Here is a 26206-nt window from a genome sequence, read left to right as displayed (position 1 = left end):
TTACGGGACCCGGTGGAGCCATTCCCTGGTACCGAACTTGGCGGCCACCCGTTCCTCGGCGGCCGCCAGTTCGTGTCCCGCCAGCTCTGACGGCGTTGCCCCGTAACGCTCGCTGAAGACCGCCATCATCGCCTCGATGATCGCCGTGCGTGCCAGGCCCGTCTGGCGCCGCAGCGGGTCCACCCGCTTCTTGGCGCTGCGGGTGCCCTTGTCGGACAGCTTCTCCTTGCCGATCCGCAGGACCTCCACCATTTTGTCGGCGTCGATGTCATAGCTCATGGTGACGTGGTGGAGCATGCCGCCATTGGCCAGGCGCTTCTGTGCGGCGCCGCCGATTTTTCCCTGGTCCGTGGCAATGTCATTAAGCGGGATGTAGAAGGCGTTGATGCCAAGCCGTTCCAGTGCGGCCATGACCCACGCGTCCAGGAAGGGGTAGGAGTCGGCGAAGCTGAGCCCGTCCACCAGGGTCTGCGGCAGGTAGAGCGAATACGTGATGCAGTTGCCGGCCTCCATGAACATCGCTCCCCCGCCGCTGATCCGGCGGACCACGTTGATGCCATGCCTGGCAACGCCGTCGGGGTCCACCTCGTTCTGCACGGACTGGAAGCTGCCGATGACCACGGACGGCTCCTGCCAGTCCCAGAACCGCAGCGTGGGCGTGCGAGCCCCCGCGCCGACGGCCTCGGTGAGCACCTCGTCCAGGGCAACGTTGATTTCGGTGGGAAGCACGGTAGGCGCAATGACGTTCCACTCGTGGTCTCCCCAGGAGGTTGCCTTGGCCAGGGCACGGCGGACCGTGACGGCAACGGCGTCCGCGGAGAAACCGAACAGCACGGCTCCGGCAGGCAGTGCGGCCGTGACGGCGGCTGCGAGGTCCTTGGCGGGCGTGGTGTCCGGCAGGCCGGTCAGTGCGCGGTTAATGTCCTCCAGTGCCTCGTCCGGCTCCAGGAAAAAGTCCCCGCTGACGGAGACGCCGGACAAGGCACCGTCCACCACGGCCAGGTCAACCACCACGAGCTTGCCGCCCGGAACCTTGTACTCGCCGTGCAGGCGCTGGTTGCTGGCGGCATCATGGGCAGGAATATGCGGCTCGGTCATGCTTTCCATCCTGCCCCAGAAAACGGGTGCACGGTTAAAAGCGGAATGCCCGCGCCGTTTCCGGTGCGGGCATTCCATCAGACCTTGGGGAAGAAATTTACTTCTTGCCGCCGAAGCCCTTGAAGCGAGCGTTGAAGCGCTCGACGCGGCCTGCAGAGTCCATGATGCGCTGCTTGCCCGTGTAGAACGGGTGGGACTCGGAAGAGATTTCGACGTCGATGACCGGGTAGGTGTTGCCGTCTTCCCACTCGATGGTCTTGTTGGAAGACACGGTGGAGCGGGTCAGGAACTTGGTGCCGGAGGCCAGGTCGTTGAAGACAACAGCTTCATACTTCGGGTGTGTATCAGACTTCATAATGGGACCTTTGTTCGCGCAGCTGGATTTTGCCAGCTGCCAGGTATGAATGGGATGGCTGGGATCTGTTGCATCAGCCGAAGCTGAAAAAGCAGGACAACCAGCTATCCATCATAGCGGATGCGGGAGGGACTGACGAACCGGTTCACCTGCGGCTTCGCCTACCCCTTCCGCGCCCGGAGCTCCCAGAACGCCACGGCCGAGGCGGCAGCAACATTGAGGGAATCCACACCGTTGCGCATGGGGATTTTGACGGCGAGGTCGACGGCGGCGAGGGTCTGGGGGCTCATGCCGGCGCCTTCGGTGCCAAGCACCAGGGCGAGCCTGTCCACGTTGCGCGAGGCGACGGCGTCGACGTCCTCCGCGTCCGGCGTCAGCTCCAGTGCGGCAACCGTGAAGCCGTGGTCCTTGAGCACCTGGAGGTCGCCCGGCCAGTCCTGCAGGCGCGCCCAGGGAACCTGGAACACCGTGCCCATGCTGACCCTGACGCTGCGCCGGTACAGCGGGTCCCCGCACCGGGGTGAGACCAGGACGGCGTCGATGTCCAGCGCCGCGGCAGACCGGAAGATGGCGCCCACATTGGTGTGGTCCACGATGTCCTCCAGCACGGCCACGCGCCGCGCTCCGGCCAGGAGATCCGGCAGCGGCACCGGCGCAGGGCGCTGCATGGCCGCCATGGCGCCGCGGTGCAGGTGGAAACCCGTGATTTCCTCCAGCAGGGCTGCCGAGCCAATGAAGGCCGGGACGTCGGGATATGCCTGGAAGACGTCGCCGAGGTCCGCCATCCACTTCTCCGCCAGGAAGAACGAGCGCGGCTGGTGGCCCGCAGCCAGCGCCCTGCGAAGGACCCTCGACGACTCGGCGATGTACATTCCCTCGGCGGGTTCGCGGAGCTTGCGGAGGTGTACGTCCGTCAGGGTGGTGTAGTCGCTGACCCGCGGGTCATCGGCAGAGTCGAGGTAGTGGAAGGTCACCGGGTGATTATTTCAGCAGGTTGGCGGTCATGACGGCCAGCGCCACGATGCCCAGGCTGAAGATCACCGCGCGGAGGACGCGCGGCGAAAGCTTCCGGCCTACCTTCGAGCCCAGCAGGCCGCCGATGGTGGAGCTGACCGCAATGAGCAGCACCACCAGCCAGTTGATCCGGTCGAAGGCGAACAGCAGGTAGGAGATGGCCGCCACCATGTTGACGCCGAGCACCAGGATGTTCTTCATGGCGTTGGCGTTCTGGATGGTGCCGGTGAGGAAGACACCAAGGATTCCGACCAGCAGGATTCCCTGGGCAGCCACGAAGTAGCCGCCGTACACGCCGGCAAGGTACACCAGCACTATGAGGAGGATCCCGTGGCGCTTGTCCCGGACGGCGTGCTCCGGGTTGGCCTCGCGGTTGCGCACCCAGTCCTGGAGCCGCGGCTGGAACACCACCATCAGCAGCGCCAGGACCAGGAGGACCGGCGCAACGTAGTGGAACACCTTCTCCGGCAGGTGCAGCAGCAGCCAGGCGCCGGAGACGCCGCCCAGGACCGATGCCGGCAGCAGGCGCAGCACCTGCCGTCCCCGGCCGGCCAGCTCGCGCCGGTACCCGAAGGCGCCGGCAGCGGTCCCCGCCACCAGGCCCATGGCATTGCTCATGGAGGCCACCACCGGGGCCACGCCCAGGGCGATGAGCACCGGGAAGGTGACCAGGGTGCCGGACCCGACCACCGCGTTGATGGTGCCCGCCCACAGGCCGGCGATGAACACAATGATGCTGCTGAAGAGTTCCAAGGTAGTTGGCGCAGGCCTGCTCTAGCGGCGGGCTGTGGCGGTGTAGCGCCCGGCGTTTTCGGTCACCGACAGCGGCAGGCCGAAAGTGGTGCTCAGGTGCTCTTCGGTCAGCACCTCGGTGATGGGACCGGCGGCCACCACGCCGCCGTCACGCAGCAGCATGGCGTGCGTGAAACCCGGAGGGACTTCCTCGAGGTGGTGCGTGACCAGGACCATGGCCGGCGCGGCCTCGTCGCTGGCGAGTTCGCCCAGCTTGTGGACCAGCTCTTCGCGGCCGCCCAGGTCCAGGCCGGCGCCCGGCTCGTCCAGGAGGAGCAGTTCGGGGTCCGTCATGAGGGCCCGGGCGATCTGGACGCGCTTGCGCTCGCCTTCGGACAGGGTGGCGAAGGTCCTGTTGAGGAGCGGCCCCATGCCCCAGTCGTTCAGCAGACGGAACGCGCGGCGTTCGTCGTCGCGCTCGTAGCCTTCGCGCCAGCGGCCGGTGACGCCGTAGGCCGCGGTGACCACTACGTTCAGGACGTTCTCCTGTTCGGGGATCTGGGTGGCGAGGGCTGCGGACGAGAGGCCGATGCGCGGGCGGAGTTCGAAGACGTCGACGCGGCCCAGGACTTCGTCGAGGATGCCCGCGGTGCCGCTGCTCGGGTGGAGCCGGGCCGCCGCGATCTGGAGGAGGGTGGTTTTGCCGGCGCCGTTGGGGCCCAGGATGACCCACCGTTCGCCTTCATTGACCTGCCAGTCAACCTTGTCCAGCAGGGTTTTCTTACCTCGGACAACGCTGACGGAGTCCAGTTCCAGAACATCACTCATAGGAGTAGACACTAGGACAAAAAACAAGATGACTGATAACCGGTGTGAAGGCCCCCTAAGTGGCAGTCTCCGGCTGGCGCCGGCTTTGCCCTCAACCGCCGTCCTGGGCTCCGGCCGCCGGCACAGTTCCGGAACGCAGCCTGCCGCCCAAGTACTGCCCTGCCCTGTAATACCAGTAGGGCCAGGCCAGCCACGCTGCGCCCGCCGCCGCTGCCCCGGCCGCCATCAGTGCCGTCCGCAGCCACGCCGGCCGCTCCACGGAGAAGCCTGCTGCAGCCAAGGCAAATCCAAACAGCATTCCACCGCCGATGGCGCGCCCCAATCCGGACAGGCTGCGCGGATAGTCCTCCACCCTGCGCAGCCGGGCGTGGATGGCCAGGAACCACGCGCCCTGCAGGGTGATGGACGCGACGGAAACAGCGGTGGAAGTGTTGAAATCAAGCAATCTCAGGACAAGCAGTGCGGAACTGGCAGCACCTGCAGCGCAGGCTGAAACCGTGAGCCAGGTCATTGGCTCCGTCCACACCGCACGGGGCGCCCTTCGGTGGACTTGAAGGATGACCGGAATGGCCAGCACGTTGAACGCAGCGCCGGTGGCGTCGTTGATGGTGCCGAATACGTAAGGGCCGCCCCGGGGGACCTCGACGGCGTACATAGCCCCCAGGGTCACCGCGCCCACGGCCCCGGCGGCTGCCGCGGCGTAGGCGCACACTGCTGCGGTCCTGTCGCCGGGAATCGTGGTTGGCTGGTCCATCTGTGTCTCCTGGTGTCAGGACGCGTCCGTCGGAACCCAGCCACGATTATGGTAGGCCCGGCAGCAGTGCCGGCGCTATCCGCCTGTCCGCAACGAATTCCGGTCGTCCGGTCGGCGCTGGCTAAGATTGCAGGCATGACTTCGAACGTGACTGCGGTCAGCTATGGCCTCGATGTGACCCCCACCGGGCTGGAGCAGCTGCGTTCCGTCCTTGCATCGCACGGCGCCCAGGTGCTGTCCGAATCGTCTCCGGCGGACGACCGGTACCAGGTCCGCATCCTCGAACTGGCCCTTCCGGACGTGACCGCGGCGGCGCTCGCCGCCCTGCGCCGCTCCGTGGCGGACGCCGCGACCGGAGATTTCGACACGGCGCTTGTTCCAGCCGGTCTTCGGGCCGCTGCCCGGAAGCTGCTGATCATGGATGTGGATTCCACCCTGATCCAGCAGGAGGTCATCGAACTCCTGGCCGCCTACGCCGGCAAACGCGAGGAAGTCGCGGCTGTCACGGAAGCTGCCATGCGCGGCGAACTGGACTTCGCCCAGAGCCTGCACGCCCGGGTGGCGGTGCTCGCGGGGCTGCCGGCCGACGTCGTCCATTCCGTGCGCCACGAAGTGAAGCTCAGCGAAGGCGCCGGGGAGTTGGTGGCGGCGTTCAAGGCGGCCGGCCACGTTGTGGCCGTGGTCTCCGGCGGGTTCAACCAGATCCTTGAGCCGATTGCCGCCGACCTGGGCCTGGACTACTGGCAGGCCAATGAACTTGAAATCGTTGACGGCGTGCTGACCGGCAGGGTGCTGGGCGCGGTGGTGGACAGGGCCGCCAAGGAGAAGTACCTGCGGGAGTGGGCCGCGGCGGAGGACATCGCCCTGGAGCACACCGTGGCTGTAGGCGACGGCGCCAACGACCTGGACATGCTCGGCGCTGCGGGGATCGGGGTGGCGTTCAACGCCAAGCCTGCCGTGCGCGCCGTCGCCGACGCAGCCCTGAACATGCCGTACCTGGACGCCGTCCGCCACGTGGCCGGCGTCTGACCCTGCTGGCGCCTTAAATGGCAGTGGCTCCCGCCGCCGGATTGCCCGGCAGCGGGAGCCACGTTCCTGGTACCTAGCTGGAAGGCTGCTGGGCGCCCTTGCCGAAGTAGTCGGCTCCGCCGGCGTACTCGGTGTGGCCGGATTCGACGTCGGCCGTTGCCATGCCGGCCACCACCTGGGCGAACTCCTCCACGGAATACAGTTTCCCGGCTTCCGCGCGGCGGGCCTCAATGGCGCCCGGGGTGGAGCGGTCCAGGAGCGTGGCGGTGACGGTGCCTTCGATCATGTCGCCGGACACCACCACCAGGGAGATGCCCTTCTCCGCCAGGTTGGGGATCAGGCCGCGCAGGGCATCCTCGCCGGCGCGCTTGCTGCGGGCCACGGGCTCATAGGCCGGCATGGTGGGGACGGTGTTGATGAAGTGGGCCTGGTGGCTGGTGACGAACACCACGCGGGAACCTTCCTTCATCAGGGGCACTGCGGCGTTGAGCATGTTCACCTGGGCGTCGCGGTTGAGCTTCAGGGCGTAGTCCTCCCCCATGCCGGTTTCCATGCCGCCGGAGGCGTTCAGCACCAGGATGTCCAGCGATCCGAAGTTCTCCATGGCGGCACTGGCGAGGGCCTGCACGCCCTCCTGCGTGGTGAGGTCGGCGCCGACGGCGACAGCGCGTCCGCCGGCGGCTTCAATTCCCTGCACCACCTTGTTGGCGCGGGGCGCCTTCTGGCGGTAGTTGACCACGACGGCGGCCCCCTCCGAGGCGAGGATCTTTGCTACGTCGGCGCCGATGCCCCGCGATGATCCCGTGACGATGGCCGTCTTGTTGTCCAGCAGTCCCATTCGAGCTTCCTTTGTTCAAAACATCTAAATCGTTGTGGTCTGCAGTCCATCATGCCAGCGGCTGTTGCCGATATCCCTTGTGCGGCTCCGACAAATAAGCGCCGCCCGGCTAGTTTCCTGCAGGGGCAAGGTCCGGACGAGTCAGTGGCCCATGCCCAGGCCGCCGTCCACGGGGATGACCGCGCCGGAGATGTAGGCGGCCTCGTCGCTGGCGATCCACCGGACCACGTTGGCCACCTCGGACGCTTCGGCAAAGCGCCCGGCGGGGATGCTGGCCAGGTAGTCCTTCTGGGTGGCTTCGGGGAGCTCCGCGGTCATGTCGGTGTTGATGAAGCCGGGAGCGACCACGTTGGCCGTGATGCCGCGGGAGCCGAGTTCGCGGGTGAGGGACCGGGCGATGCCCACCAGGCCGGCTTTGGAGGCGGAGTAGTTGATCTGGCCCGGGGCGCCGTAGAGACCGGAGACGGACGAGATCAGGACCACGCGGCCCTTGCGAAGCCGGATCATGCCCTTGGAGGCACGCTTGATGACACGGAAGGCGCCGGTCAGGTTGGTGTCGATGACGGAGGTGAAGTCGTCCTCGCTCATGCGCAGGAGCAGGGTGTCCTTGGTGATCCCGGCGTTGGCCACCAGCACTTCCACCGGGCCGTGGGCAGCCTCCACTTCTTTGAACGCTGCGTCAACGGAAGCCTCATCGGTGACGTCCGCCTTGACCCCGAGAATGCCGTCAGGCAGCTGGGTTTCGCTGCGGTAGGTCACCGCCACCTTGTCACCGTTGGCCAGGAACGCCTGGGCGATGGCCAAGCCGATGCCGCGGTTGCCGCCTGTGATCAGGACGCTGCGGGGCGCGGAAGCTGTTTCAGTCATAGAGGGGCTCCGGATTCTGCGGCAGGCTGCGCCGCGGTAGCGGGTGTGGTTTGGGCTGCCTCCGATCTTAGCGGCAGGCCCGCTGCGGGTTTGGGCAGCACTGCCGATGGTGCGAGAATTGAGGGAAGCCTTTGGAGCGTGATCATTCACCGTGACCCTTGAAAACCATGCGGGACATTCCGCGCCCGAAGAACCGGGCCGGTTCTCCGGCGACACCGAGGTCCATAGCATTACCGACGCTGCCGGCGCGCACTCTGAGGACATGCGCCAGCGGATGATCAAGTACGCCCTGGCGATGGGGATCCGCATGGTGTGCCTGATCCTGATCTTCGTGGTGGACGGCTGGTTCAAGATCATTGCCGTGGCGGGCGCGGTGTTCCTGCCCTGGATTGCGGTGGTCATCGCCAACGGGAGCGACAAGGCTGAGGCCCACAGCGATTTGCTGCTGGATTCCGCTCCCCTGGCCGAGATTGAAAGCCCGGTTCTCCCGGATACGGAAGACCAGCCGGGAAGCGCTGTGCTCCAGGGCGAACTGGTGAAGGATGAGGAGCCCGGGCCCGGGGAGGAGCGGCAGGCATCATGAGCATTTTCGATTTTGCAGCAGGATCGGACCTGGCATCCGAAACGGCCGCCATCTGCTCACGGAAGGCTTGCAGGGCCCAGGCGTCCTGGCAGCTCCTCTGGAACAATCCCAAGATTCATGCGCCTGAACGCCGCAAGATTTGGCTGGCCTGCGCCGACCACCGGGACTGGCTGGAGGAGTACCTGCAGACGCGGGGGCTCTGGAAGGAAACGCTTCCCCTGCGCCCAGGCGACGACGGTTCACCCGAGCAGGACATCTGAATGTACCGCTTCCTCTTTTCCAGCAAATGGCTGGGCTATCTCCTGCTGGCCGCGATCTTTGCCACCGCATGCGTCTTCCTGGGCCGCTGGCAGATGGACCGCCGCGCCGAGACGCTGGCCGAGATCAACCGCGTGGTCAGCAACTACTCGGCCACACCCATCCCCTTCACGCAGGCACGGGACCAGTTCAACCAGCTGGACCCGGCCAAGGAGTGGACCCAGGTTGAGCTGAAGGGCTCCTACGATGCCGCCGGCCAGCGGATTGTCCGCAACCGCCCGCTCAACGGGCAGCCGGGGTACGAGGTGGTGGTCCCCTTCCGCCTGGCCACCGGCGAAACCGTCGTTATCGACCGCGGCTGGCTGCCCATCGGAAACAAGAACCCGGGCAGCCCGGATTCGGTGCCGGCACCCCCGTCCGGTGAGGTCACCGCCGTCGTCCGCCTGAAGCACGGCGAGCCGGAACTTCAGCGCGGGGCGCCCGAAGGCCAGCTCGCATCGATTGACCTGCCCACGTACGCCGCGCAGCTGGGCTATCCCCTGCTCACGGGGGCCTACGGCCAGCTTGCGTCGGAGACGCCGCCGTCCGCCGACATGCCCGTCGCGTTCCCCAAGCCGTCCACGGACGAGGGCACGCACTTGTCCTATTCACTGCAGTGGTTCGCCTTCGGCGTGCTCATGTTCGTCGGCTTCGGCTACGCGGCCCGGCAGCAGGCCCGCAATGCAGCGATCGACGCCGAGGAGGAGGAAGAGGCGCTGCCGGACGGCGCCGTGCATTCAGCCGTCCCCGCCTCCCGCCGCCGGGCGGCCCCGCCGCGCAAGCGCAAGAGGGCCACGGCGGAGGAGGAAGAAGACGCCCTCCTGGACGCGCAGGGGTACTGAGGCATGACCACGGACGACGGCGGCCCTGTCGCCTTGGTGCGGGCGGCCTTGGTGGGTGCCGGAGTCGGCGACACGGTGCGGACCTTTGAAGCCGGGGTGCCGACGGCGGCGGCGGCTGCAAAAGCTCTGGAGTGCGATCTGGCGGCCATCACCAACAGCCTGGTTTTCGACCTCAACGGTGAGCCGCTGCTGATCCTCGCAAGCGGTGCCGCGCGCGTCGATACAAAGCTCGTGGCCGGGCAGTTGGCCCAGGGCCGGATCCGGCGCGCCTCCCCTGCCTTCGTCCTGGAACATACCGGCCAGGAGGTAGGCGGGGTAGCCCCGGTCGGCCACCCGAAGCGAATCAGGACCCTGCTGGACTTGAGCCTCCAGGAGCACGAAACGCTCTGGGCCGGAGCAGGGGACCACAAGTCAATGTTCAGCATCACCTACGCCCAGCTCCGGAGGATCACCGGCGCCCTGGAGCTGAAGGTGCGCTAGGCCAGGGTGATCAGGTCCAGGTAGTCCTCGTTCCAGAGGTCTTCGACGCCATCGGGAAGCATGACCACGCGTTCGGGGTTCAGGGCTTCAACAGCGCCCTCGTCGTGGCTGACCAGGACGACGGCGCCGGTGTAGTTGCGCAGGGCGCCGAGGATTTCGGCGCGGCTGGCTGGGTCCAGGTTGTTGGTGGGTTCGTCGAGGAGGAGGACGTTGGCGCTGGAGGCCACGATGGTGGCCAGGGCCAGGCGCGTCTTCTCGCCGCCGGAGAGCACGCCTGCCGGCTTGTCGACGTCGTCGCCGGAGAAGAGGAAGGAACCGAGGATGCCGCGCACCTCGGCGTCCTTCATGTCCGGCGCAGCGGAACGCATGTTCTCAAGCACCGTGCGGTCATGGTCCAGGGTTTCGTGTTCCTGCGCGTAGTAGCCCACCTTCAGCCCGTGGCCCGGGATGACTTCGCCGGTATCCGGGGTGTCCACCCCCGCGAGCATGCGCAGCAGCGTGGTCTTGCCGGCGCCGTTGAGGCCCAGGATGACCACCTTGGAACCTCGGTCGATGGCCAGGTCCACGTCGGTGAAGATTTCCAACGAGCCGTAGGACTTGCTGAGACCGTCGGCGGTAAGCGGGGTCTTGCCGCAGGGTGACGGGTCCGGGAACCGGAGGGCTGCCACGCGGTCCTGCTCGCGGATGGCTTCCAGTCCGCTGAGCAGCCGCTCGGCTCGCTTGGCCATGTTCTGTGCGGCCACGGCCTTGGTGGCCTTCGCACGCATCTTGTTGGCCTGGTCCATGAGGACCTGTGCCTTCTTCTCTGCGTTGGCCCGTTCACGCTTCCGGGCACGCTCGTCCGTCTCCCGCTGCAGCAGGTACCGCTTCCAGTCCATGTTGTAGAAATCGATATGGGCACGGTTGGCGTCCAGCAGGAACACTTTGTTGACGGTTGCTTCCAGCAGGTCGGTGTCGTGGCTGATGACGATCAGGCCGCCCTGGTGGTTTTTCAGGAAGTCACGCAGCCAGGCGATGGAATCGGCGTCCAGGTGGTTCGTGGGTTCGTCCAGGAGCATGGTTTCGGCATCGGAATAGAGGATGCGTGCGAGCTCCACGCGGCGCCGCTGGCCACCGGAAAGTGTTTTGAGCGGCTGGTTCAGCAGGCGGTCAGGGAGTGCCAGGTTGGAACAGATGGAGGCAGCTTCGGCCTCGGCGGCATAACCGCCGGCCGCGAGGAATTCGGACTCCAGCCGGTCGTACCGGTTCATGGCCTTGCGCTGGACGTCGGCGTCCTCGCTTGCCATCTCGTCGTGCGCCTTGCGGAGTTTCCCGACCACGATGTCCAGGCCGCGGGCGGAGAGGATCCGGTCCCGTGCCAGCTGCTCCATGTCAGGGGTGCGCGGGTCCTGGGGCAGGTAGCCAATTTCACCGCTTCGGGTCACCTTGCCGGCCGCGGGAAGGCCTTCGCCCGCAAGGACACGCGTCAGCGTGGTCTTGCCGGCGCCGTTCCGGCCCACCAGGCCGATCTTGTCCCCTTTATCGATGCGGAAGCTCACCTGGTCCATCAGGAGCCGGGCACCGGCACGCAGTTCAAGATCCTGGACAGTAATCACAGCAGGTAAGGCCTTTCACAACAGGGAACGCCCTGGTCCGCGCACGTACTACGTAAGGGACGCTGGGGCAGAGTGGCCGGAGAACGGCACAGTCCAGTCTACCGTCCGCCGGAGCAGTGCACTTTCCGCGGGAACCTGCTGCGGGGAATTGCTGCTGATGCCGTGGGCGTCACCGCGGCCTGCGGCCCCGGAGTGTCGGAGAGAATGAGGTCATGGAATTCGATCGGCTGCTCCAGATCCGGCGCATCTACGCCCAGCCTGCCGCGTTGGAGCTGCCCCGGGGACAGGAGATCGTGGCACGCTGGCCGGATGCCGACGTCGTACTGGTCGAAAACCATTGGAACATTCCGGACGTGCATGGTGACGAAACCAACGTCCCGCGCTGGTCCCGGATCAAGACAGAAGCGCTGGTCCTTGGCGTCAAGAAGTCGCTGGCCGTCAAGCCCAATCGGCGGTCAGCAGACTTCATCGCACCCTCCACAGCCAACGGCTGCGCCATGGCCTGCGCCTACTGCTACGTGCCGCGCCACAAGGGCTACAGCAATCCGGTCACGGTCTTCGCCAACATTGGCCAGATCGCCGGAGCCATTGAGCGGCACGCCGTCCGCCAGGGGATCAAGCTGGAGCCCAACCAGTGCGACCCGGAACTCTGGGTCTACGACATCGGCGAAAACAGTGACTGCTCGGTCGATGCACTGATCAGCGACAACGTGGAGGAGCTTGTCACGCTTTTCCGCGAACTGCCCAATGCGAAGCTGTCCTTTGCCACCAATTCGTCAACCCGGCAATGCTGGACTGGGAGCACGGCGGGCACACCCGGATCCGCTTTTCGCTGATGCCCGCGGACCTGGCGAAGTCCATTGACGTCCGGACGTCGCCGGTGGCGGAGCGGATGGCCGCCATCAACGACTTTGTTGAGGCCGGCTACCAGGTGCATGTGAACTTCTCCCCCGTCATCATCACCGACACCTGGCTCTCGGACTGGGAGCAGCTGCTGCGCCAACTCGATTCGACCCTGACGCCGGCGGCCAAGGAGCAGCTGGCCGCGGAAGTCATTTTCCTGACGCACAATGACCAGCTGCACCAGGTCAACCTGGGCTGGCATCCGCAGGCTGAAGACGTCCTGTGGCGTCCCGATCTCCAGGAAGCCAAGGTCTCGTCGAACGGTTTCAGCAACGTCCGGTACCGGGCGCGGGCGAAGGCGGGGTACGTCCGGCAGCTCACCACACTGATGGGGAAGTTAACTCCCTACTGCCGCATCCGCTACGCGTTCTAGGGTTCGCTCCCGAGGTACGCGCTGTCCGTCAGGCGTCATGCTTCTTCGGGCCAGGGGCCTCGGCCCGGGTCGTTTCCGCGTGCTCGTCGTGGCCGCCCTTGGCCTTGCCGAACGGCAGTACTTTCAGCAGCGGTCCTACGACTGCCAGGATTACCAGGCCCCAGGCGAGACCGATAACTGCCGAGCACAGGGTGTCGACCAGCCAAGCCAGGAAGCCGCCCACAACCGCAACCCCGGCCACCGGGTGCTCGAGTGCATGGATCAGGTCATAGGGTGCATGCCAGCCGAGGTCGTGTGCCCCCTGCACCATGATGTGCCCGCCCACCCACAGCATGGCGATTGTTCCCACCAAGGTAATGGTGGTCAGCACGGCGGGCATGCCCCTCACCAGCAGATGCCCAAGGCGCTTGGCGCGGGGAGAGTCCTTGGCAGCCAGATGGACCCCGATGTCGTCCATCTTGACGATGAGTGCAACCGCGCCATAGACAAGCACCGTGATGGCGAACGCGACCATGACCAGGATGAATGCGCGGACCCAGATGGACTCGGCGGCAACCTCGTTCATGGAGATGACCATGATTTCGCAGGACAGGATGAAGTCCGTGGTGATGGCGCCCTTGACCACCTTGGCCTCTGCATCGTGCCCGCGGTCCACCGCCGGAGTATCCCCGTCCTCTTCGTGGCCGCCGCGGAGTTTGTGCCAGACCTTTTCTGCGCCCTCGTAGCAGAGGTAGGTGCCGCCCAGCATGAGGATGAACGGGATGATTCCCGGGACGAACGCGCTGATGAGCAGCAGGGCCGGGAGGATGATCAGGAGTTTGTTCCGGATGGAGCCCCAAAAGATCTTCTTGATCATCGGCAGTTCACGGGACGGGTCCGAGCCCGACACATACTGCGGGGTGACGGCGGCGTCGTCGATCACGACGCCCGCGGCCTTGGCCCCAGCCTTGGCGGCGCCGGCCGCGACGTCGTCCACCGAGGCGGCCGCAATCCGGGCCAGGGCCGCAACGTCATCGAGCAGGGCAACCAGGCCGCCGCTCACAGCTGGCCTCCGCGCAGCACGGTAACGGACCGATGGGTATTGAGGGCTGGGTGCGAGAAGGGCATGTTGGGAGTATATTGCAGCGGGCGCTCAGCCCTTCTTCAGTTCCTCGGCGAGCATTACGATGATGCCGCTGGGCCCCCGGACGTAGGTCAGTTTGTAGACGTCTTCGTAGGTGGCCACACCGCGCAGGGGGTGGCAGCCGTGCGTCGCCGCGATTTCAAGTGCTGCGTCGATGTCCTCCACTGAGAATGCGACGCGGTGCATGCCGATCTCGTTGGGCAACGTGGGTGGAGTCTCGATCGCCGCGGGGTGGATGTACTCGAAGAGCTCAAGGCGGCCGTGTCCGTCCGGGGTTTGGAGCATGGCGATTTTGGCGTGGTTCCCGTCAAGGCCCACGGCGGTGTCCGCCCACTCTCCACTGACCGTCTGCCGGCCCAGGACGGTGAGTCCGAGATCGGTAAAGAACGCGATGGCCGCGTCAAGGTCGCGGACGGCTATGCCGACGTTTTCCAGCTTGATGGGCATGGCCAGACATTACCAAGTCGCAGGGGGTTTCAGGACACCAAACGGACAACGCGCCGGTCCGGTCCTCAGAACCATGAGATGTAGGACCGGGTCGGGCTCCAGTGAATAACGCCGCCCTGGTAGTTCTGGGCCACGCTTCCGTCATTGCCCGTCGCGTATTCGTTACTGGTGGGGTATCCGAGGCGGCCGGATTCAAACCCTGTGGAGGCCCAGATTGAACGGATGCCGCCAACGGAGATGTGGGCCCCTGTTGCCGGCGACCAGATGATGGCGCCGCCCTGGTAGTTCTGGTACACCCCGCCGTCCCTGAGCCCGCCCACTTCGTCGGTGACCGGGTATCCCAGCCCACCGTTTTCAAACCCCGTGGCCGCCCAAAGACTGCGGATCGCCCCCACCGAGATGTGGGCCCCTGTTGCCGGCGAGTAGAGGATGCATCCGCGTTCAAAACACTGGTATCCGCCGTTGTCCTTCAGGCCGTAGATCTCCGGGGTGGTGGCTGCTCCCAGCCCACCGTTGAGTGACGCCGCCTTCACCGCAATGGGAGTCTGCGCGGGTGCGGGCGCAGCCGTGGTGAAGGTCCATGTCCTGTCCGATGCCAGAGGATTGCCTGCTGCATCCTTTACCCCGGCCACGCCGCCCGTGATGGTTGCCGTGTACGTCGAACCGGCCGCCAGGTCGGCACTGGGGTTCAATGTGGCCACTTTGTCTGTGCTGTTGTACGACACGGCGGCCGGCACCGTCGTCGTCCCCGTCTTCAAGGTGAACGTGTTCGCTGTAATCGTCGAGGCAGTCATGGCCTCCGAGAACGTCCCGGTCACGTTCGCCGCCACTGCCACACCCGTGGCACCGGCAGCGGGAGACGTCGCCGTCACGGTGGGGGCTGCCGTATCAGTGCTGCCGCCGCCGGTCGGATCGTAGTAGTGCCAGTACCGGCTGGTCGCATTCGCATCCGCAAGCACCAGCAGGCCGCTGTTCGCCGTGCCACGGTCGGCACTGTTGAGGTTTTGTTTGGTCGAGGTCACGTTGTGCACATATTGGTCGGCGTCCACGATGCGGGCTGTCTTGGTGGTGGTGAAGCTGATCTTGTCCAGCGGCGTGGACTTCTCGTAGATCGCGCCTCCCGTACTGGTGCAGACACCGGCATCCGTCGTGCCGCTAGGTTTCGGATAGGTGGCGAAAGTACGCAGCCGCTGGGTGCTCTCGTCAATCATCACGATCACGCGGTTGGGACACTCCGCCACGGTTGCGATCGTGTGCGCCGACCACGTGGTTCCACTGAGTGCCAGGAGCTGTATCAGGGGCTGCGATGCTGACGTGTAGGACGTCTTGATAGCGGCGAAAACCCTGCCACCCGAGGAGTCCAGCCACTTCAGATTCATATGGTCATCGCTGCTGCTCTGGCCCGAAACTGCCGCAACGGGGGTGCTCCAGGACGTGGTCGAGGCGCCGTCGACGTGGTAGCTCCAGTACATGCCATCGGTGGAGTCGCCGACCTGCCGGCTCCACATGACGCCCATCTTCCCGTCGAACGCGATAACGGCCGACGTGTCATCCACGGAGACGTTGCTCATCGATGCCGGATGCTGGAAGGGGGTTCCCCACGTTTTGCCGTCCGTGGCGGTCACGTTGAGGTAGATCCTGTTTCCCTGCTGCCACGTGGCCCAGACCCTGCCAGTGGTGTCCTTATCGATGGTCAGGACCTCAACTTTGGAGTTGTTGATCTGGGTGGAACTCAGCAGGCTGTACTTTTTGGTGCTCGAGTCATAGCTGTAGCGGCGCAATGTTGTGGGGTAGTTGGGCTCAGCCGGCAGCTCGTCGTTAACGAACCGGTAGCTGGCCACATACAGCGTCTTCCCGTCCCACAACACGTCGTGGTGGGTGCTTGGGCGGGGATCAGTTGCCACACCCGTATCCACCCAGGAACCCGTCGCGGCATTGAACCTGAAGATGTGGAAATCCGACGTGGCCGAACTCCACAGGTTGCCCCACCAGGAGCCGTCGGTGAACCACAGCGAACTGGTGGCCCGCTTGGTGCCCGTGGGACTGTCCGTTCCTGTATGCGATGGACCTTCAACGCCAACATCACCGGTGGCAGCCGACGCCGGGACCGGCACTGCCAGAGCAGCCAGCACAACCAACACCGCTGTCAGGAGGCCGCAAGCCAAGCGATCAAGTCCTAGCAATTGGAAAAGCGCGGCCCTTCTGGAACTACTGCCACGCTCGCCCCTGTGGAAAAACGGACTATAAATCAATTTAGCTCCCCGGAGTCCAATGCCACCGCCAATTATCAGTTCGTTCAGTGTCATTGCTGGGGGCATTCGAAACAATCCCGGGCTCCCCCTAATCCCTGCCCCTACACGGCAAAAGGAACGTATTCTTCGGGTTTCCACAGCAGTTCCACATTGTTATTGCATAGACTTCGATTTTGTGGAGGCCTGCTAAAAAGCATTTTCAGCACGAAACCATTTACGTCTGAATTGACAGTTCTGCTGGATGTTTGCAGCGGTGTATGGACTACCGCTCGTGATCCGTTCCGGCACTTCCTATCGCCTGCGGAGCGCACACGGGTCCACCTCCGTCAACCGCCGGTCTGTACAGCGAATACCAAACGACGGGAGACTATCGCCATGCGCAACCTCACCTTCGCCATGAACATGAGCGTGGATGGCTACATTGCCGCGCCCGGGGACAACCTCGGCTGGGGCGTACCGAGCGACGAGCTGTTCCAATGGTGGTCGGACCGGGTTGCGGTGACCGGGCTGGCGCTGTACGGGCGCAAACTGTGGGAGACCATGAGCTCCCACTGGCCGACTGCCGACCAGCAGCCTGGCGCCACACCGGCGCAGATCGAGTTCGCCCACCGCTGGCGGGAGATGCCGAAGGCAGTGTTCTCCTCGACTATCAGCACGGTCGGCTGGAACACCCGCCTGGTCACCGGCGACGCGGTCACCGAAATCACCCGGCTCAAGGCCGGCGACGGCGGCGCCATGGACATCAGCGGTGCCACACTCGCCGGGGCGGCCATGCGGGCCGGGCTGATCGACGACTACGTGCTCGTCACCCATCCGGTCCTGGTGGGCGGCGGCACGCCGTTCTTCACCGCCCTGGACAACTGGGTAAACCTGAGCCTGGTGGAGACCCGGCCGTTTCCCGACGGCGTGCTGCTGACCAGGTACGAGACCAGGCGCTGAATACCCGACGTCGGGTCAGCATGGCCCCGGGCCAACCAAGCATCTCGCTGCACTCTGTTATGAGGCGATGGACGTGCGTGCAGGATCGTGTTCTTCACCAAAGGCGACCGTCCGGGTATGGATCCGACTGAGGGGCAGCGGCCCATTCAATTGGGCCCATTCGGTGCCTCGAAGGCCTCTGCACCTCGAAACACCGGGACTCTTACTTACCCGAGTCATGAGACAGATCCAGACGGACCAGGAGACGAGTTTGGCTGTCCGCAAGGGGATCGGCTACCGCACCGTTGTGAAGTGCTCAACGACCGGGAACGGGTCGTAGAAATGGTGCAGCAGGCCCTTCCATTGCTCGTAGTCGGCGGACCCACGGAAGCCGTCGGTGTGAGCTTCCATCGAATCCCACTCAACGAGGAGAAGGTACAGGTTTGGGGACTCGATCGACCGCGAAATCGAAAGACTGCGGAACCCCGGCTGCCTGCTGATCAGAGGTCGCGCCACCCGGAATGCCTCTTCGAAATCCGACTCGCTGCCGGTACGGACGGGGAGGATCGCGTGCTCCAGAATCATTCGCTCAGCTTCTCACAGCCGTCCGGTTGACGATCCCTTACGGGGACAGGATGTAGCGGCGTTCCGGCCGGCCCGGCGAGTTGCGAACCTTAACGTCGGACGTTGGAATCCAGCCGGCACTTTGGTAGGAGGCGATGGCTCTCGTGTTGTCAGCGATAACCCAAAGCTCCATAGAAATCTGCACGTCCAGCGAGTGGCGTCGGACATGATCAAGGAGTTGGCGCGCAAGACCGTTGCCCCAGGCTTCCGGGTCAACTGCTAGATAGAGCACTTCCAAAACATCCAGTCGCGGAACGACGATCGAGAACGCCATCGCGCGATCACCAGTACGGGCCATTAGTAGCAGCGCCCCGTCAAGGGCAAGCGCTGATTCAATACCCGGCAGTTTGTCGTCGACCGCTGGAATTACGGGGAGTTGATCCCGCAGAGCGGTAGCGCGAGCCCAGATTCCGGCCGCGTCCCGTGCGGACGCGCTTCCCTGCTCCGCACGAACGTCTGGAAGTGGTGTTAGGTTCATCCGTCGATCCTGTCACGACGACGAGCAGGGATATCTCAGTGCGCATTGGCTCAGCCTGGGGAAGTGACGATGTACCGCCCGTAAGCCGGTGGCCGAGCGCGCGGCCAGGCCAGATTCTTCCCTCGGCACCGTTGCTGGCCTCCCTATGCACGTTTACCCCGCACGATGATATGCACGGTGAAGGTGCGGCGGATTCAAGTGGTCGACGCAACAACGGGCTAATTTCGGGCTCTATCGCCCTGTGGTTGAAGTCTACGAGAGTACGAAGGGAGCTGTAGAACGGCCTCCTGGATAGGCTGCGCAAAGAGGTTATCCCTTATTAGAAAGATCGCCTGTAAATTTGGTACCGGGACGTCCAAAGAACACGTCCTTCCGCAATGAAGGGGGCGTTGTCGTGGGCGCTGATGGTTTCAAGGGAAAACCAATCGTGGAGATAACTGAGCACTGGCGATCCCCCTTGGGCGCCAAGGCCGCCATCGAAGCCATTGCGAGATCATGCGCTAAGTCACGCGCGAAGGTTGAAATCGATAGCGGTGCAGTACGTATCCATGCTGGTTCTAGTTGGGTTTATAGGATCCTCGGTAACCTCCTTTCGAGTGAGAAAGTCCTTCCAGTTGCCCTGGAGATTACGGCGACAGCAATCGATGACGGGTGCAAGCTTCAGGCACGCGCTTTTGACACTTTCGGGTGGCGTTTGACGGACCGAACGTTCTTCGGCGCAGAACAGTCTTTTAGGAACCGCCTTGAAGATCTACTGAAGAATGCTGCCACTGCAGCCCACGTTGTGAACCGGAGGATAGGGGCAGACTGACGGGACGCGGGAGAGGCGTCACCAGTCGGCAGCTGGAGGCTCTTGGCGTGGGAGCCTATCCGTCCTTCGAGAATTGAAAGATTGCTGCCGGAGCGAGGTAGCCGAGGCTTTTGCGTGGCCTGCTGTTCAGCTCGACGCAGACCTGTTTGACGTGGTCCTCTGAATGGACGGAGAGATCCGTACCCTTTGGGAAATATTGCCGCGCGAGGCCATTAAAGTTCTCATTCGCGCCGCGTTGCCAGGGGCTGGACCGCTCCGCGAAGTAGATCCGCAGTCCGGTAGCGGCCGCTAATTCCTGATGACGGGCCATTTCCACGCCTTGATCCCAGGTCAGTGTCTGCTTCAGGTGAGCCGGCAAGGCTGAGAAGGCAGCGATGATCACTTGGTTAGTCTGCGCTGCGGTGTGTCCGTGCGGGAGGTTGATGATGATTCCGTAGTGGGTCTTGCGTTCGCGTAGGGTCACCATGGCCGATGCGGAACCAACCCCCACGATGAGATCACCTTCCCAGTGGCCGGCCTCTTCTTTGGTCTCGACCTCGGGCGGTCTTTCACTAATCATGGTCATGTTCTTCACGACCGATCCGTGGCCGGATCCTGTCCGCCACCGGTGCTTACGGATCTTTCGCCCCGTGCGCAGCCGTGGCTTGCCGTCCGTTCTCAATCCGCCATGGTCGCCGAACAATAGTGCCTGGTAGATCGTCTCCGGGCAGAGCCTCAGGCCAGGTTCAGCGGGAAATTCCAGCGCCAACCACCCGCAGATCTGCTCCGGGGACCAGTGGCTGGTTAGCTTTGTTTGCACCATTGCGTGCAGGCGTGGATTAGCCTGCAACTTCCGCTCCCTCGGCCGACGTCGCTGGCTGCGCGCATCGTGATCGGCGATATGGGGCAAGTAGCGCCCACGGGGATCACGGTGCCGGTCAAGCTCCCGTTTGATGGTCGAGGCATGCCTCCCCAGCTCCCTCCCAATTTGCCGTAGAGAACATCCCATGCGGAGCAGGTCCGCCATATGAACCCTTTCGCGCAGGCACAAGTACCTGCCCGATGGTGGTTTGAGGCTGGCCCGTGGCTGTTGCGCTCTCTGGTTCCGAAGCCTTGTCCCGATAACCCTGCTCACGCCCAACATCCTGCAGGCGGCAGCATTGGAAGCACCGGAGCTCACCAACTCCCAATATCGTGTCTCCCGTAACGCGCGTCGCTTTTGTGCTGGAGACAAAGGAGCTGCAACCCTCTCGGCGACGATTCTCGCGGTCCGGATTGCGTCCCGCTCGGCTTTCAGCAGGCGTGCTTTTTCGGCTTCCAGTTCTTTTCTCCGTTGGGCTTCCCATCTAACGGTTGTCCCCGGGGACAGTCGTAACGCATCGACAACCTCTGCCAGCGGAAGTCCACTTCGCAGAGCGATGAAACGACGGTAGACCCACCGGTAACCAGTCGTATGCTTCACGCCTGCCGATGTTGCAGCAGCCAATACGCTCATGCCGGTGGAGTATGAGGACCAGAACGCTTCCTCAACAGCTGGGTCGACTTGGAAGTGATGGCGCCCGGAGCTTCTCAGGAAGCGTTCGTTCCATTTCTCGGCATTGCGTGAGGTGAATCCCAGTTCGACCTGGGCTGCTGCGTGGTTGAGGCCTTTGCTGCGGAATCGGAGGTACTCATCACGCAGCCACCGGTAACCGGTCTCCTTACCTATCCCGGTCACCCGTACTGATTGTCTGAAACTCCTGCCTTCCTTGATGAGAGCAAGAAACCTGACACCGGTGGGCGAATCGAACTGTTGATACATCGAAGGAACTCCCTGGTTTGGGGCGTTGCTTCGATCAACAGAATCCGGGGTGCCCTAACCGCTACACATCAAATCGTCTCCAAACCGGTGGTTTTCTGGACGGAGGGTTTCGAGACATCGGAGCAGATGGGGGCATGAGGACCAAGGTACGCCGGCATGGCAGTGGGATGCGCGCCGGCCAGCTGCGCCTGCGGCGCCTACACGATTCGACGTGAGGCCGGTAGGACGGGGGCCACGCCCTGGCGCCGCCGGTGTCGTCACCTGCTCCTGGGTTTCTCCCCAAAGACCCAGAGGACGGGAGACTCCCGCAACAAAGTCTGACAACCGTTCGGTGGAAGAGGTGCAGCCACCAGTGGATAGGAGCCTCGTCGGTACGATCAACAGTGGGGGCCTCACACGCCGGCAGAAACGACAAGACCCGTGACCGAGGGCTCTTTGTGCCCAGCCCGAGGCAGGCGCGGCCCGGTTTAGTGGATCCCCTACAAAATGGGCGGTGTTCCACCCCGGTAGCGTCGGCTGTACATTAGATTCCGCTTGTACAACCCCGACAGGACCACCATGAGCAATACCGAGACCACCCCCAAGAACAGCCCGCGGACGGAGCGCCGCCGCTGGAACGGCACTGACCTTGGGCTGATCGCCGTTTTTGCCGCCCTCGTGGCCGGCGCAGCCCTGGTGCCCGGACTGGCCCTGAACGGCTTCGGCGTCCCCATCACCTTCCAGACCCTGGCCGTCATGCTCACCGGACTGGTGCTGGGCCCCGCCCGCGGGTTCGCCGCCGTCGGGCTTTACACGCTCCTTGGCCTGGCCGGCCTGCCCATCTTCAGCCAGGGCCGCAGCGGCCTGGGCATCCTCGCCGGACCCTCGGCCGGCTACATCATCGCCTTCCCCATCGCCGCAGGCGTCGTGGGATGGCTGGCCACCGTGGTGATCAAACGCACCACCAAGGCCCGCGCCCTCTGGTTCTTCGTGGCTGCCACGGCCACGAGCATCGTGGTTGTGCACTCGCTGGGCATCCTGGGCATCGCGCTGAACTCCAAGGCCACCCTGGAGCAGGCCTTCCTGGGCGACCTGGTCTTCTACCCGGGCGACATCATCAAGAATGTCCTCGCCGCCGCGATCGCCGTCGCCCTTCACCGCGCCTTCCCCGACGTCCTGGTCCGCCGCGTGCGCCGGCGTACCGCCGCGTCCGAAAGCGCCTAGGACCTCCCGCCATGCCCGCAGTGACCTTTGACCAGGCGTCCGTCGCCGTCGAAACGGAGAACTCCGCACAGCCCAAAGTCCTCCTTGACGCGGTAACCCTCCGGCTGGAGGAGGCACGCGTGGGCGTCATCGGCGCCAACGGCTCGGGCAAGTCAACGCTGCTGCGCCTGGTCAACGGGCTCATCCAGCCCACCACCGGCACGGTGACGGTCGACGGCGACGATACAGTGCGTGCCGTGCGGAAAGTCAGGCGGAACGTCGGCTTCGTCTTCACCGATCCCCTCTCCCAGCTGGTGATGCCCACCGGCAGGGAGGATGTGGAGCTGTCCCTGCGCCGTTCCGTGAAAAACGGCCCCGAGCGGCGCCGCCAGGCCGACGCGGCTCTCGAACGGCTGGGGCTCCTGCACCTGGCCGACCAGAGCATCTACGAGCTGTCCGGCGGTGAGCGCCAGCTCATGGCGCTCGCCGCCGTGCTCGCAGTGAACCCTGCGGTCCTGGTCCTGGATGAACCCTCCACCCTCCTTGACCTGCGCAACCGTGAGCTGCTCCGCCGGACGCTGGCCAACCTGGACCAGCAGATCATCATGTCCACCCATGACCTGGACCTGGCACTGGAAATGGACCGCGTCCTGGTCATCGAAGCAGGCCGCGTGGCATTTGACGGCGCCCCTGGCGAAGCCGTGGCAGCCTACCGTTCGTGGTGCCTGCAGGGGCTGAATCCGGCAGGCAGGGACGCTCCGTGAGGGGCCACGGATTCCTCCTGGCCAATTACGTGCCAGGCAACTCCCTCCTTCACCGCGCACCGCTGGCGCTGAAGTTCGGGCTTGTGTTTGCCTGCGGCTTGGCGTCCTTCGTCATCGTGGATTGGCGCATCTCCGCTGCCGTGCTGGCCATGCTCACCGGACTGTTCCTGTTGGCAGGCGCCGGCGCGAGACGGATCTGGGGAGCCGTCCGGCCGCTGGCTCCAGTGCTGTTGGCCATCGGGTTCTTCCAGTGGTGGCAGCTCGGCGGCCCCGCTGCGGCGCGGATCGTCCTGAACATCCTGGTCTGCGTGGTGGCGGCGTCCCTGCTCACCGCCACCACACCCATTCAACAGCTCCTGGATGGCGTTGTCCGGCTGGCGCGTCCGTTCAGGAGGCTCGGCGCCGATCCTGAACGCTTCGCCCTGACTATTGGCATCATGCTCCGCAGCATCCCGTTCATTGCCGGCACGTTCGCCGACGTCCGCGATTCCGCCCGGGCACGGGGCCTGGAGCGCAACCCGCGCGCATTGATCCTGCCCGTGTTCATCACCTCCGTGGCCTACGCCCGCCAAACCGGCGAAGCGCTCGCCGCCCGCGGCCTCGGCGAGGCCGAGGACTGACACAGCCCCCTGAAGATCAGGCTGGCGCCAGCTGCCGGTACTCCAGCAGTGCCGCGGTCCCCATGCCGCCCGCCATGCTGATCATCGCCAGACCCAGGGTTCCCGGCGTGCCGGCGCCCCTCGCCTGGGCCAGCAGCCGCGTCACCAGAACGGCCCCGGACGCACCGTAGGCATGCCCCAGGGCCAGCGCACCGCCGTCGAGGTTTGCCCGCTCGGGATCGATGCCAAGCTGGTCCAGGCAGGCAAGTGCCTGCGACGCGAACGCCTCATTGAATTCCACCAGGTCCACCTCGCCGGCTGACACCCCGGCACGGGCCAGCACCTCCCGCGCGGCAGGGGCAGCACCGATCCCCAGTACCTGGGGGGCCACGCCGGCTGTGCCGGTGCCGCGCACCACCAGGCCGTCGCGTGCTCCCAGCCGGCGTGCACGCTCCAGGGAGGTAATGACGACGGCGGCGGCGGCGTCCGCGTCGAAGCAGGAGTTTCCGGCGGTAACGGTTCCTCCCGGCACGAAGGCGGCCGGGAACCTTGCCATGATGGCGGGGGTCAGGCCGGCCCGCGGCCCGCCATCGACGGAGACGGTCCCGGCAGCGGTGGCCAGTGGCACGAGTTCGCCCGCGAAACGCCCGTCCCGGGTCGCCGTGAGGGCCTTCCGGTGGCTGGCAAGGGCGAAGGCATCCTGGCGGTCCCTGCCGACGCCGTATTCCGCGGCTACCGTTTCCGCGGCGGTACCCATGTCCGGATCGCCGTAGCTGGCCGGCACAAACTGGGCGCGGGCGTAAAACTCCGGGCTGCCGTCGTCCCTCCGGTTGGCGCGCAGGGGCGCGGTGCTGGTGCTCTCCACTCCCCCAGCCAGGTAAACGGGACTGCCTCCTGCCGCCACGAGCCGGGCGGCGAGGACGATGGCGTCCAGTCCTGAGCCACACTGCCGGTCCACGGTGATCCCGGGTACGGTGACGGGCAGACCCGCCTCCAGCAAGGCCAACCGGGCCACGTTTCCGCCGCCGCCCACCGCGTTGCCGATCACGACGTCGGAAACTGACTCCGGCTCCAGGGACAGTTCGGAGACGAGCGCGCGCAGCACCGGGGCCAGGAGTTGATGTGCCCGCAGGGTGCGCAGGGCTCCGTTGACCGGGTACACCGGGGTGCGGCGGGCGGCGATGATCACCGGCTGGCGGTCCGGCGGCAGGAGCTCAGCGTGCACCGCGTCAGCCACCAAGGGGCCGTACCCTGGGATCCCGGGTGTTGATCCACTCCAGCAGCAGGTTCCGGCTGACCTTGCCGCGGTCCGTGGTGGGAAGTTCCGGCAGGAGGTAGTACTGCAGCGGCCGCTTGTGCCGGGACAGGATATCCTCCAGGCCGGCGCGCAGCTGCGTGGCCGTCAGCCCGCCATGGGATGCAACCACCCCCGCCACCACGCGCTGGCCGCGCAGATCGTCAGCCACGCCGGCGGCCACCGCTGCCGCCACACCCGGGACTGCCGCCAGGGCCAGTTCCACCTCGTGCGGGTAGACGTTCCTTCCGGCGGTAAGGATCATGTCCGCGCGCCGGCCAAGGATGTGCAACTCGCCGTCCAGAACGTAGCCCTGGTCCCCCACCGTGTACCAGTCGCCGAAGGACCGCAGCGCCTCGCCGTCGTCGCCCCACAGGTAACCGTTGCTCACCATGCCGCTGCGGACGCAGATGTTGCCGTAGCCGCCATCCGGAACCTCTCCGCCGTCGTCATCCAGGATCCGGACGTCCACGCCGGGAAAGGGCCGCCCGATTCCCGTACCGCCCGCCGCCGGAACCTGTCCCGCGGCCAGGCCCAGGCCGGAGACGAAGCTCAGCTCGGAGGCGCCGTAGTACTCATAAATGGTGGCGTTCGGCGCCCAGCGCCGTGCCGCTTCCAGGGTGCGGGCATCGAGTTTGGAGCCCGCACAGATGATGGTGCGGATTCCGGAGGCGTCCACGCACCCTGTCATCCCCCGTTCGCTGAGCATCCGCAGCATGGTGGGCACCAGGACCAGCCGGGTGACCCGGTCGTGGGTGATGGCAGCGTGGACGTCGCCGACGTCGAACGTCTCCAGTGTTTGGAACTCGGATCCGGCGTAGAGGCATTCGGCCAGGGCATAGAGGTTCAGGCTGGCAGCCAGCGGCCCGGGCGCAAGGGTGACGTCGTCCTGGCGAAGCCCGAAAAACTCGATGGAAGCGTCGAAGGACTGCTGCCATGACCGCCGGGAGCGGGTAAACGCCTTGGGTACAGACGTAGTGCCGGAAGTGAGGCCGATGAGGAAGCTGGAGCCAGGCGGGCCGTCGGCCAGCACGTCGTCCGGGGAGACCTGGGCCGGAACGGCGCATGCCTCCACCCGCCGGACAATATCCTCCTGCAGCGGTGCGGGCCACGAAGGGTCCAGGACCGCGCACTGGCGGCCGCCGGCCACGGCGGCTGCGAACTTCACGGCAAAGTCCACCGAATTGGACTCGCACAGGGTACTGACAGACTTCATCTCCGGCACCAGACCCGCGGCGGCATCCAGCAGCTCCGCCCAGTCCAGTCGCCGGCCCGCGATCACCACGGCAGTGTCGTGCGGCCGTTGCCCAGCCCAGAGCTGGATCTTGTCGAGGAAAGGCACGGAC

General features: G+C 65.2%; 27 protein-coding genes and 1 pseudogene. 11 read left to right on the top strand and 17 right to left on the bottom strand.

Annotated features, from left to right (window positions below; translation table 11 throughout):
• The 6 genes from FB478_RS02190 to FB478_RS02165 form a co-directional block, all read right to left on the bottom strand.
• Entirely contained in the window at positions 1 to 1098 is a 1098-nt protein-coding gene (locus tag FB478_RS02190) for a biotin/lipoate A/B protein ligase family protein (RefSeq protein ID WP_018771157.1), read from the bottom strand.
• Between the two features lie 97 nt (positions 1099 to 1195).
• Positions 1196 to 1453: a type B 50S ribosomal protein L31 gene (locus FB478_RS02185; RefSeq protein WP_018771158.1), complete on the bottom strand. Its 258-nt coding sequence runs from the start codon at positions 1451 to 1453 to the stop codon at positions 1196 to 1198.
• A 161-nt stretch (positions 1454 to 1614) separates the two neighbouring features.
• Positions 1615 to 2427, bottom strand: coding sequence for an RNA methyltransferase (locus tag FB478_RS02180; RefSeq protein WP_056390291.1), 813 nt, complete (start codon positions 2425 to 2427; stop codon positions 1615 to 1617).
• Between the two features lie 7 nt (positions 2428 to 2434).
• Positions 2435 to 3220 (bottom strand): sulfite exporter TauE/SafE family protein, encoded by a 786-nt coding sequence (locus FB478_RS02175; RefSeq protein ID WP_056390288.1) that lies wholly within the window; start codon positions 3218 to 3220, stop codon positions 2435 to 2437.
• Positions 3221 to 3241: 21 nt separating this feature from the next.
• Positions 3242 to 4027: an ABC transporter ATP-binding protein gene (locus FB478_RS02170; RefSeq protein WP_018771161.1), complete on the bottom strand. Its 786-nt coding sequence runs from the start codon at positions 4025 to 4027 to the stop codon at positions 3242 to 3244.
• Between the two features lie 91 nt (positions 4028 to 4118).
• Complete coding sequence (locus tag FB478_RS02165; RefSeq protein ID WP_144599724.1) at positions 4119 to 4781, bottom strand: hypothetical protein; 663 nt, start codon at positions 4779 to 4781, stop codon at positions 4119 to 4121.
• Between the two features lie 135 nt (positions 4782 to 4916).
• On the opposite strand from FB478_RS02165, the gene serB reads away from it, so the two are divergent.
• Complete coding sequence (serB, locus tag FB478_RS02160; RefSeq protein ID WP_144599723.1) at positions 4917 to 5810, top strand: phosphoserine phosphatase SerB; 894 nt, start codon at positions 4917 to 4919, stop codon at positions 5808 to 5810.
• Positions 5811 to 5883: 73 nt separating this feature from the next.
• On the opposite strand, the gene FB478_RS02155 is transcribed toward serB, so the two are convergent.
• Both FB478_RS02155 and FB478_RS02150 read right to left on the bottom strand, forming a co-directional pair.
• A complete protein-coding gene (locus tag FB478_RS02155) occupies positions 5884 to 6648 on the bottom strand; it encodes an SDR family oxidoreductase (protein WP_018771164.1) in 765 nt (254 codons plus the stop codon).
• A 141-nt stretch (positions 6649 to 6789) separates the two neighbouring features.
• On the bottom strand, positions 6790 to 7515 hold the full coding sequence (locus FB478_RS02150; RefSeq protein WP_018771165.1) for a beta-ketoacyl-ACP reductase: 726 nt from the start codon (positions 7513 to 7515) through the stop codon (positions 6790 to 6792).
• A gap of 151 nt (positions 7516 to 7666) precedes the next feature.
• On the opposite strand from FB478_RS02150, the gene FB478_RS02145 reads away from it, so the two are divergent.
• Genes FB478_RS02145 through FB478_RS02130 form a run of 4 tightly spaced genes read left to right on the top strand, consistent with a single transcriptional unit; the run spans position 7667 to position 9717 of the window.
• The gene (locus FB478_RS02145) at positions 7667 to 8098 is read left to right on the top strand and encodes a DUF3099 domain-containing protein (protein WP_018771166.1); all 432 of its coding nucleotides are present in this window, start codon (positions 7667 to 7669) and stop codon (positions 8096 to 8098) included.
• A complete protein-coding gene (locus tag FB478_RS02140; protein WP_144599722.1) occupies positions 8095 to 8358 on the top strand; it encodes a hypothetical protein in 264 nt (87 codons plus the stop codon). The genes FB478_RS02145 and FB478_RS02140 overlap by 4 nt, the downstream gene beginning before the upstream one ends.
• Positions 8359 to 9237, top strand: coding sequence for an SURF1 family protein (locus tag FB478_RS02135; RefSeq protein WP_144599721.1), 879 nt, complete (start codon positions 8359 to 8361; stop codon positions 9235 to 9237). It abuts the gene before it with no gap.
• Between the two features lie 3 nt (positions 9238 to 9240).
• Complete coding sequence (locus tag FB478_RS02130; RefSeq protein WP_144599720.1) at positions 9241 to 9717, top strand: YbaK/EbsC family protein; 477 nt, start codon at positions 9241 to 9243, stop codon at positions 9715 to 9717.
• Here FB478_RS02130 and FB478_RS02125 read toward each other — a convergent pair.
• On the bottom strand, positions 9714 to 11312 hold the full coding sequence (locus FB478_RS02125; RefSeq protein WP_144599719.1) for an ABC-F family ATP-binding cassette domain-containing protein: 1599 nt from the start codon (positions 11310 to 11312) through the stop codon (positions 9714 to 9716). The two genes, FB478_RS02130 and FB478_RS02125, sit on opposite strands and share 4 nt — an antisense overlap.
• Before the next feature lie 212 nt (positions 11313 to 11524).
• Between FB478_RS02125 and FB478_RS21460 the strand changes: the two are divergent.
• Positions 11525 to 12588: pseudogene (locus tag FB478_RS21460) on the top strand (spore photoproduct lyase family protein).
• Positions 12589 to 12616: 28 nt separating this feature from the next.
• Here the strand turns inward: FB478_RS21460 and FB478_RS02115 are convergent.
• The 3 genes from FB478_RS02115 to FB478_RS02105 form a co-directional block, all read right to left on the bottom strand.
• Complete coding sequence (locus FB478_RS02115) at positions 12617 to 13630, bottom strand: DUF808 domain-containing protein (RefSeq protein WP_144599718.1); 1014 nt, start codon at positions 13628 to 13630, stop codon at positions 12617 to 12619.
• Positions 13631 to 13720: 90 nt separating this feature from the next.
• Positions 13721 to 14158, bottom strand: a complete 438-nt coding sequence (locus tag FB478_RS02110; RefSeq protein ID WP_018771173.1) for a VOC family protein — start codon at positions 14156 to 14158, stop codon at positions 13721 to 13723.
• A 65-nt stretch (positions 14159 to 14223) separates the two neighbouring features.
• A complete protein-coding gene (locus FB478_RS02105) occupies positions 14224 to 16290 on the bottom strand; it encodes an Ig-like domain-containing protein (protein ID WP_261377338.1) in 2067 nt (688 codons plus the stop codon).
• Between the two features lie 495 nt (positions 16291 to 16785).
• Between FB478_RS02105 and FB478_RS02100 the strand changes: the two genes are divergently transcribed.
• The gene (locus FB478_RS02100) at positions 16786 to 17349 is read left to right on the top strand and encodes a dihydrofolate reductase family protein (protein ID WP_018771175.1); all 564 of its coding nucleotides are present in this window, start codon (positions 16786 to 16788) and stop codon (positions 17347 to 17349) included.
• Positions 17350 to 17622: 273 nt separating this feature from the next.
• Here the strand turns inward: FB478_RS02100 and FB478_RS02095 are convergent, their stop codons facing one another.
• Entirely contained in the window at positions 17623 to 17913 is a 291-nt protein-coding gene (locus FB478_RS02095) for an antibiotic biosynthesis monooxygenase (RefSeq protein ID WP_018771176.1), read from the bottom strand.
• 37 nt (positions 17914 to 17950) lie between these two features.
• Positions 17951 to 18430 (bottom strand): N-acetyltransferase, encoded by a 480-nt coding sequence (locus tag FB478_RS02090; RefSeq protein ID WP_144599717.1) that lies wholly within the window; start codon positions 18428 to 18430, stop codon positions 17951 to 17953.
• Between the two features lie 394 nt (positions 18431 to 18824).
• On the opposite strand from FB478_RS02090, the gene FB478_RS02085 reads away from it, so the two are divergent.
• Entirely contained in the window at positions 18825 to 19241 is a 417-nt protein-coding gene (locus FB478_RS02085) for a hypothetical protein (RefSeq protein ID WP_144599716.1), read from the top strand.
• A 55-nt stretch (positions 19242 to 19296) separates the two neighbouring features.
• Here the strand turns inward: FB478_RS02085 and FB478_RS02080 are convergent, their stop codons facing one another.
• Positions 19297 to 21021 (bottom strand): IS30 family transposase, encoded by a 1725-nt coding sequence (locus FB478_RS02080; protein ID WP_144599715.1) that lies wholly within the window; start codon positions 21019 to 21021, stop codon positions 19297 to 19299.
• 558 nt (positions 21022 to 21579) lie between these two features.
• Here FB478_RS02080 and FB478_RS02075 point away from each other — a divergent pair.
• Genes FB478_RS02075 through FB478_RS02065 form a run of 3 tightly spaced genes read left to right on the top strand, consistent with a single transcriptional unit; the run spans position 21580 to position 23587 of the window.
• Positions 21580 to 22224 (top strand): biotin transporter BioY, encoded by a 645-nt coding sequence (locus FB478_RS02075; protein WP_018772102.1) that lies wholly within the window; start codon positions 21580 to 21582, stop codon positions 22222 to 22224.
• 11 nt (positions 22225 to 22235) lie between these two features.
• Positions 22236 to 22967, top strand: coding sequence for an energy-coupling factor ABC transporter ATP-binding protein (locus FB478_RS02070; RefSeq protein ID WP_018772103.1), 732 nt, complete (start codon positions 22236 to 22238; stop codon positions 22965 to 22967).
• Entirely contained in the window at positions 22964 to 23587 is a 624-nt protein-coding gene (locus FB478_RS02065; protein ID WP_144599714.1) for an energy-coupling factor transporter transmembrane protein EcfT, read from the top strand. Before FB478_RS02070 ends, FB478_RS02065 begins: the two co-directional genes overlap by 4 nt.
• Before the next feature lie 16 nt (positions 23588 to 23603).
• Here the strand turns inward: FB478_RS02065 and FB478_RS02060 are convergent, their stop codons facing one another.
• Together FB478_RS02060 and FB478_RS02055 are read right to left on the bottom strand one after the other, a co-directional pair.
• A complete protein-coding gene (locus tag FB478_RS02060; protein ID WP_144599713.1) occupies positions 23604 to 24803 on the bottom strand; it encodes a thiolase family protein in 1200 nt (399 codons plus the stop codon).
• Entirely contained in the window at positions 24796 to 26202 is a 1407-nt protein-coding gene (locus FB478_RS02055) for a class I adenylate-forming enzyme family protein (protein ID WP_144599712.1), read from the bottom strand. Before FB478_RS02055 ends, FB478_RS02060 begins: the two co-directional genes overlap by 8 nt.
• Between the last annotated feature and the right edge of the window lie 4 nt (positions 26203 to 26206).

Origin of the sequence: Arthrobacter sp. AG367 (assembly GCF_007828995.1) — a bacterium.
In the GTDB taxonomy this organism is placed as follows: Bacteria; Actinomycetota; Actinomycetes; order Actinomycetales; family Micrococcaceae; genus Arthrobacter.
The sequence above is the reverse complement of the archived record's forward strand: the minus strand, read 5'-3'. Positions and strand labels throughout refer to the sequence as shown.

Coding starts and splice junctions, on each gene's coding strand:
- FB478_RS02190 (WP_018771157.1), bottom strand. CDS start 1,098: ATGACCGAGCCGCATATTCCTGCCCATGATGCCGCCAGCAACCAGCGC.
- FB478_RS02185 (WP_018771158.1), bottom strand. CDS start 1,453: ATGAAGTCTGATACACACCCGAAGTATGAAGCTGTTGTCTTCAACGAC.
- FB478_RS02170 (WP_018771161.1), bottom strand. CDS start 4,027: ATGAGTGATGTTCTGGAACTGGACTCCGTCAGCGTTGTCCGAGGTAAG.
- FB478_RS02165 (WP_144599724.1), bottom strand. CDS start 4,781: ATGGACCAGCCAACCACGATTCCCGGCGACAGGACCGCAGCAGTGTGC.
- serB (WP_144599723.1), top strand. CDS start 4,917: ATGACTTCGAACGTGACTGCGGTCAGCTATGGCCTCGATGTGACCCCC.
- FB478_RS02155 (WP_018771164.1), bottom strand. CDS start 6,648: ATGGGACTGCTGGACAACAAGACGGCCATCGTCACGGGATCATCGCGG.
- FB478_RS02150 (WP_018771165.1), bottom strand. CDS start 7,515: ATGACTGAAACAGCTTCCGCGCCCCGCAGCGTCCTGATCACAGGCGGC.
- FB478_RS02140 (WP_144599722.1), top strand. CDS start 8,095: ATGAGCATTTTCGATTTTGCAGCAGGATCGGACCTGGCATCCGAAACG.
- FB478_RS02135 (WP_144599721.1), top strand. CDS start 8,359: ATGTACCGCTTCCTCTTTTCCAGCAAATGGCTGGGCTATCTCCTGCTG.
- FB478_RS02130 (WP_144599720.1), top strand. CDS start 9,241: ATGACCACGGACGACGGCGGCCCTGTCGCCTTGGTGCGGGCGGCCTTG.
- FB478_RS02110 (WP_018771173.1), bottom strand. CDS start 14,158: ATGCCCATCAAGCTGGAAAACGTCGGCATAGCCGTCCGCGACCTTGAC.
- FB478_RS02100 (WP_018771175.1), top strand. CDS start 16,786: ATGCGCAACCTCACCTTCGCCATGAACATGAGCGTGGATGGCTACATT.
- FB478_RS02095 (WP_018771176.1), bottom strand. CDS start 17,913: ATGATTCTGGAGCACGCGATCCTCCCCGTCCGTACCGGCAGCGAGTCG.
- FB478_RS02090 (WP_144599717.1), bottom strand. CDS start 18,430: ATGAACCTAACACCACTTCCAGACGTTCGTGCGGAGCAGGGAAGCGCG.
- FB478_RS02080 (WP_144599715.1), bottom strand. CDS start 21,021: ATGTATCAACAGTTCGATTCGCCCACCGGTGTCAGGTTTCTTGCTCTC.
- FB478_RS02075 (WP_018772102.1), top strand. CDS start 21,580: ATGAGCAATACCGAGACCACCCCCAAGAACAGCCCGCGGACGGAGCGC.
- FB478_RS02070 (WP_018772103.1), top strand. CDS start 22,236: ATGCCCGCAGTGACCTTTGACCAGGCGTCCGTCGCCGTCGAAACGGAG.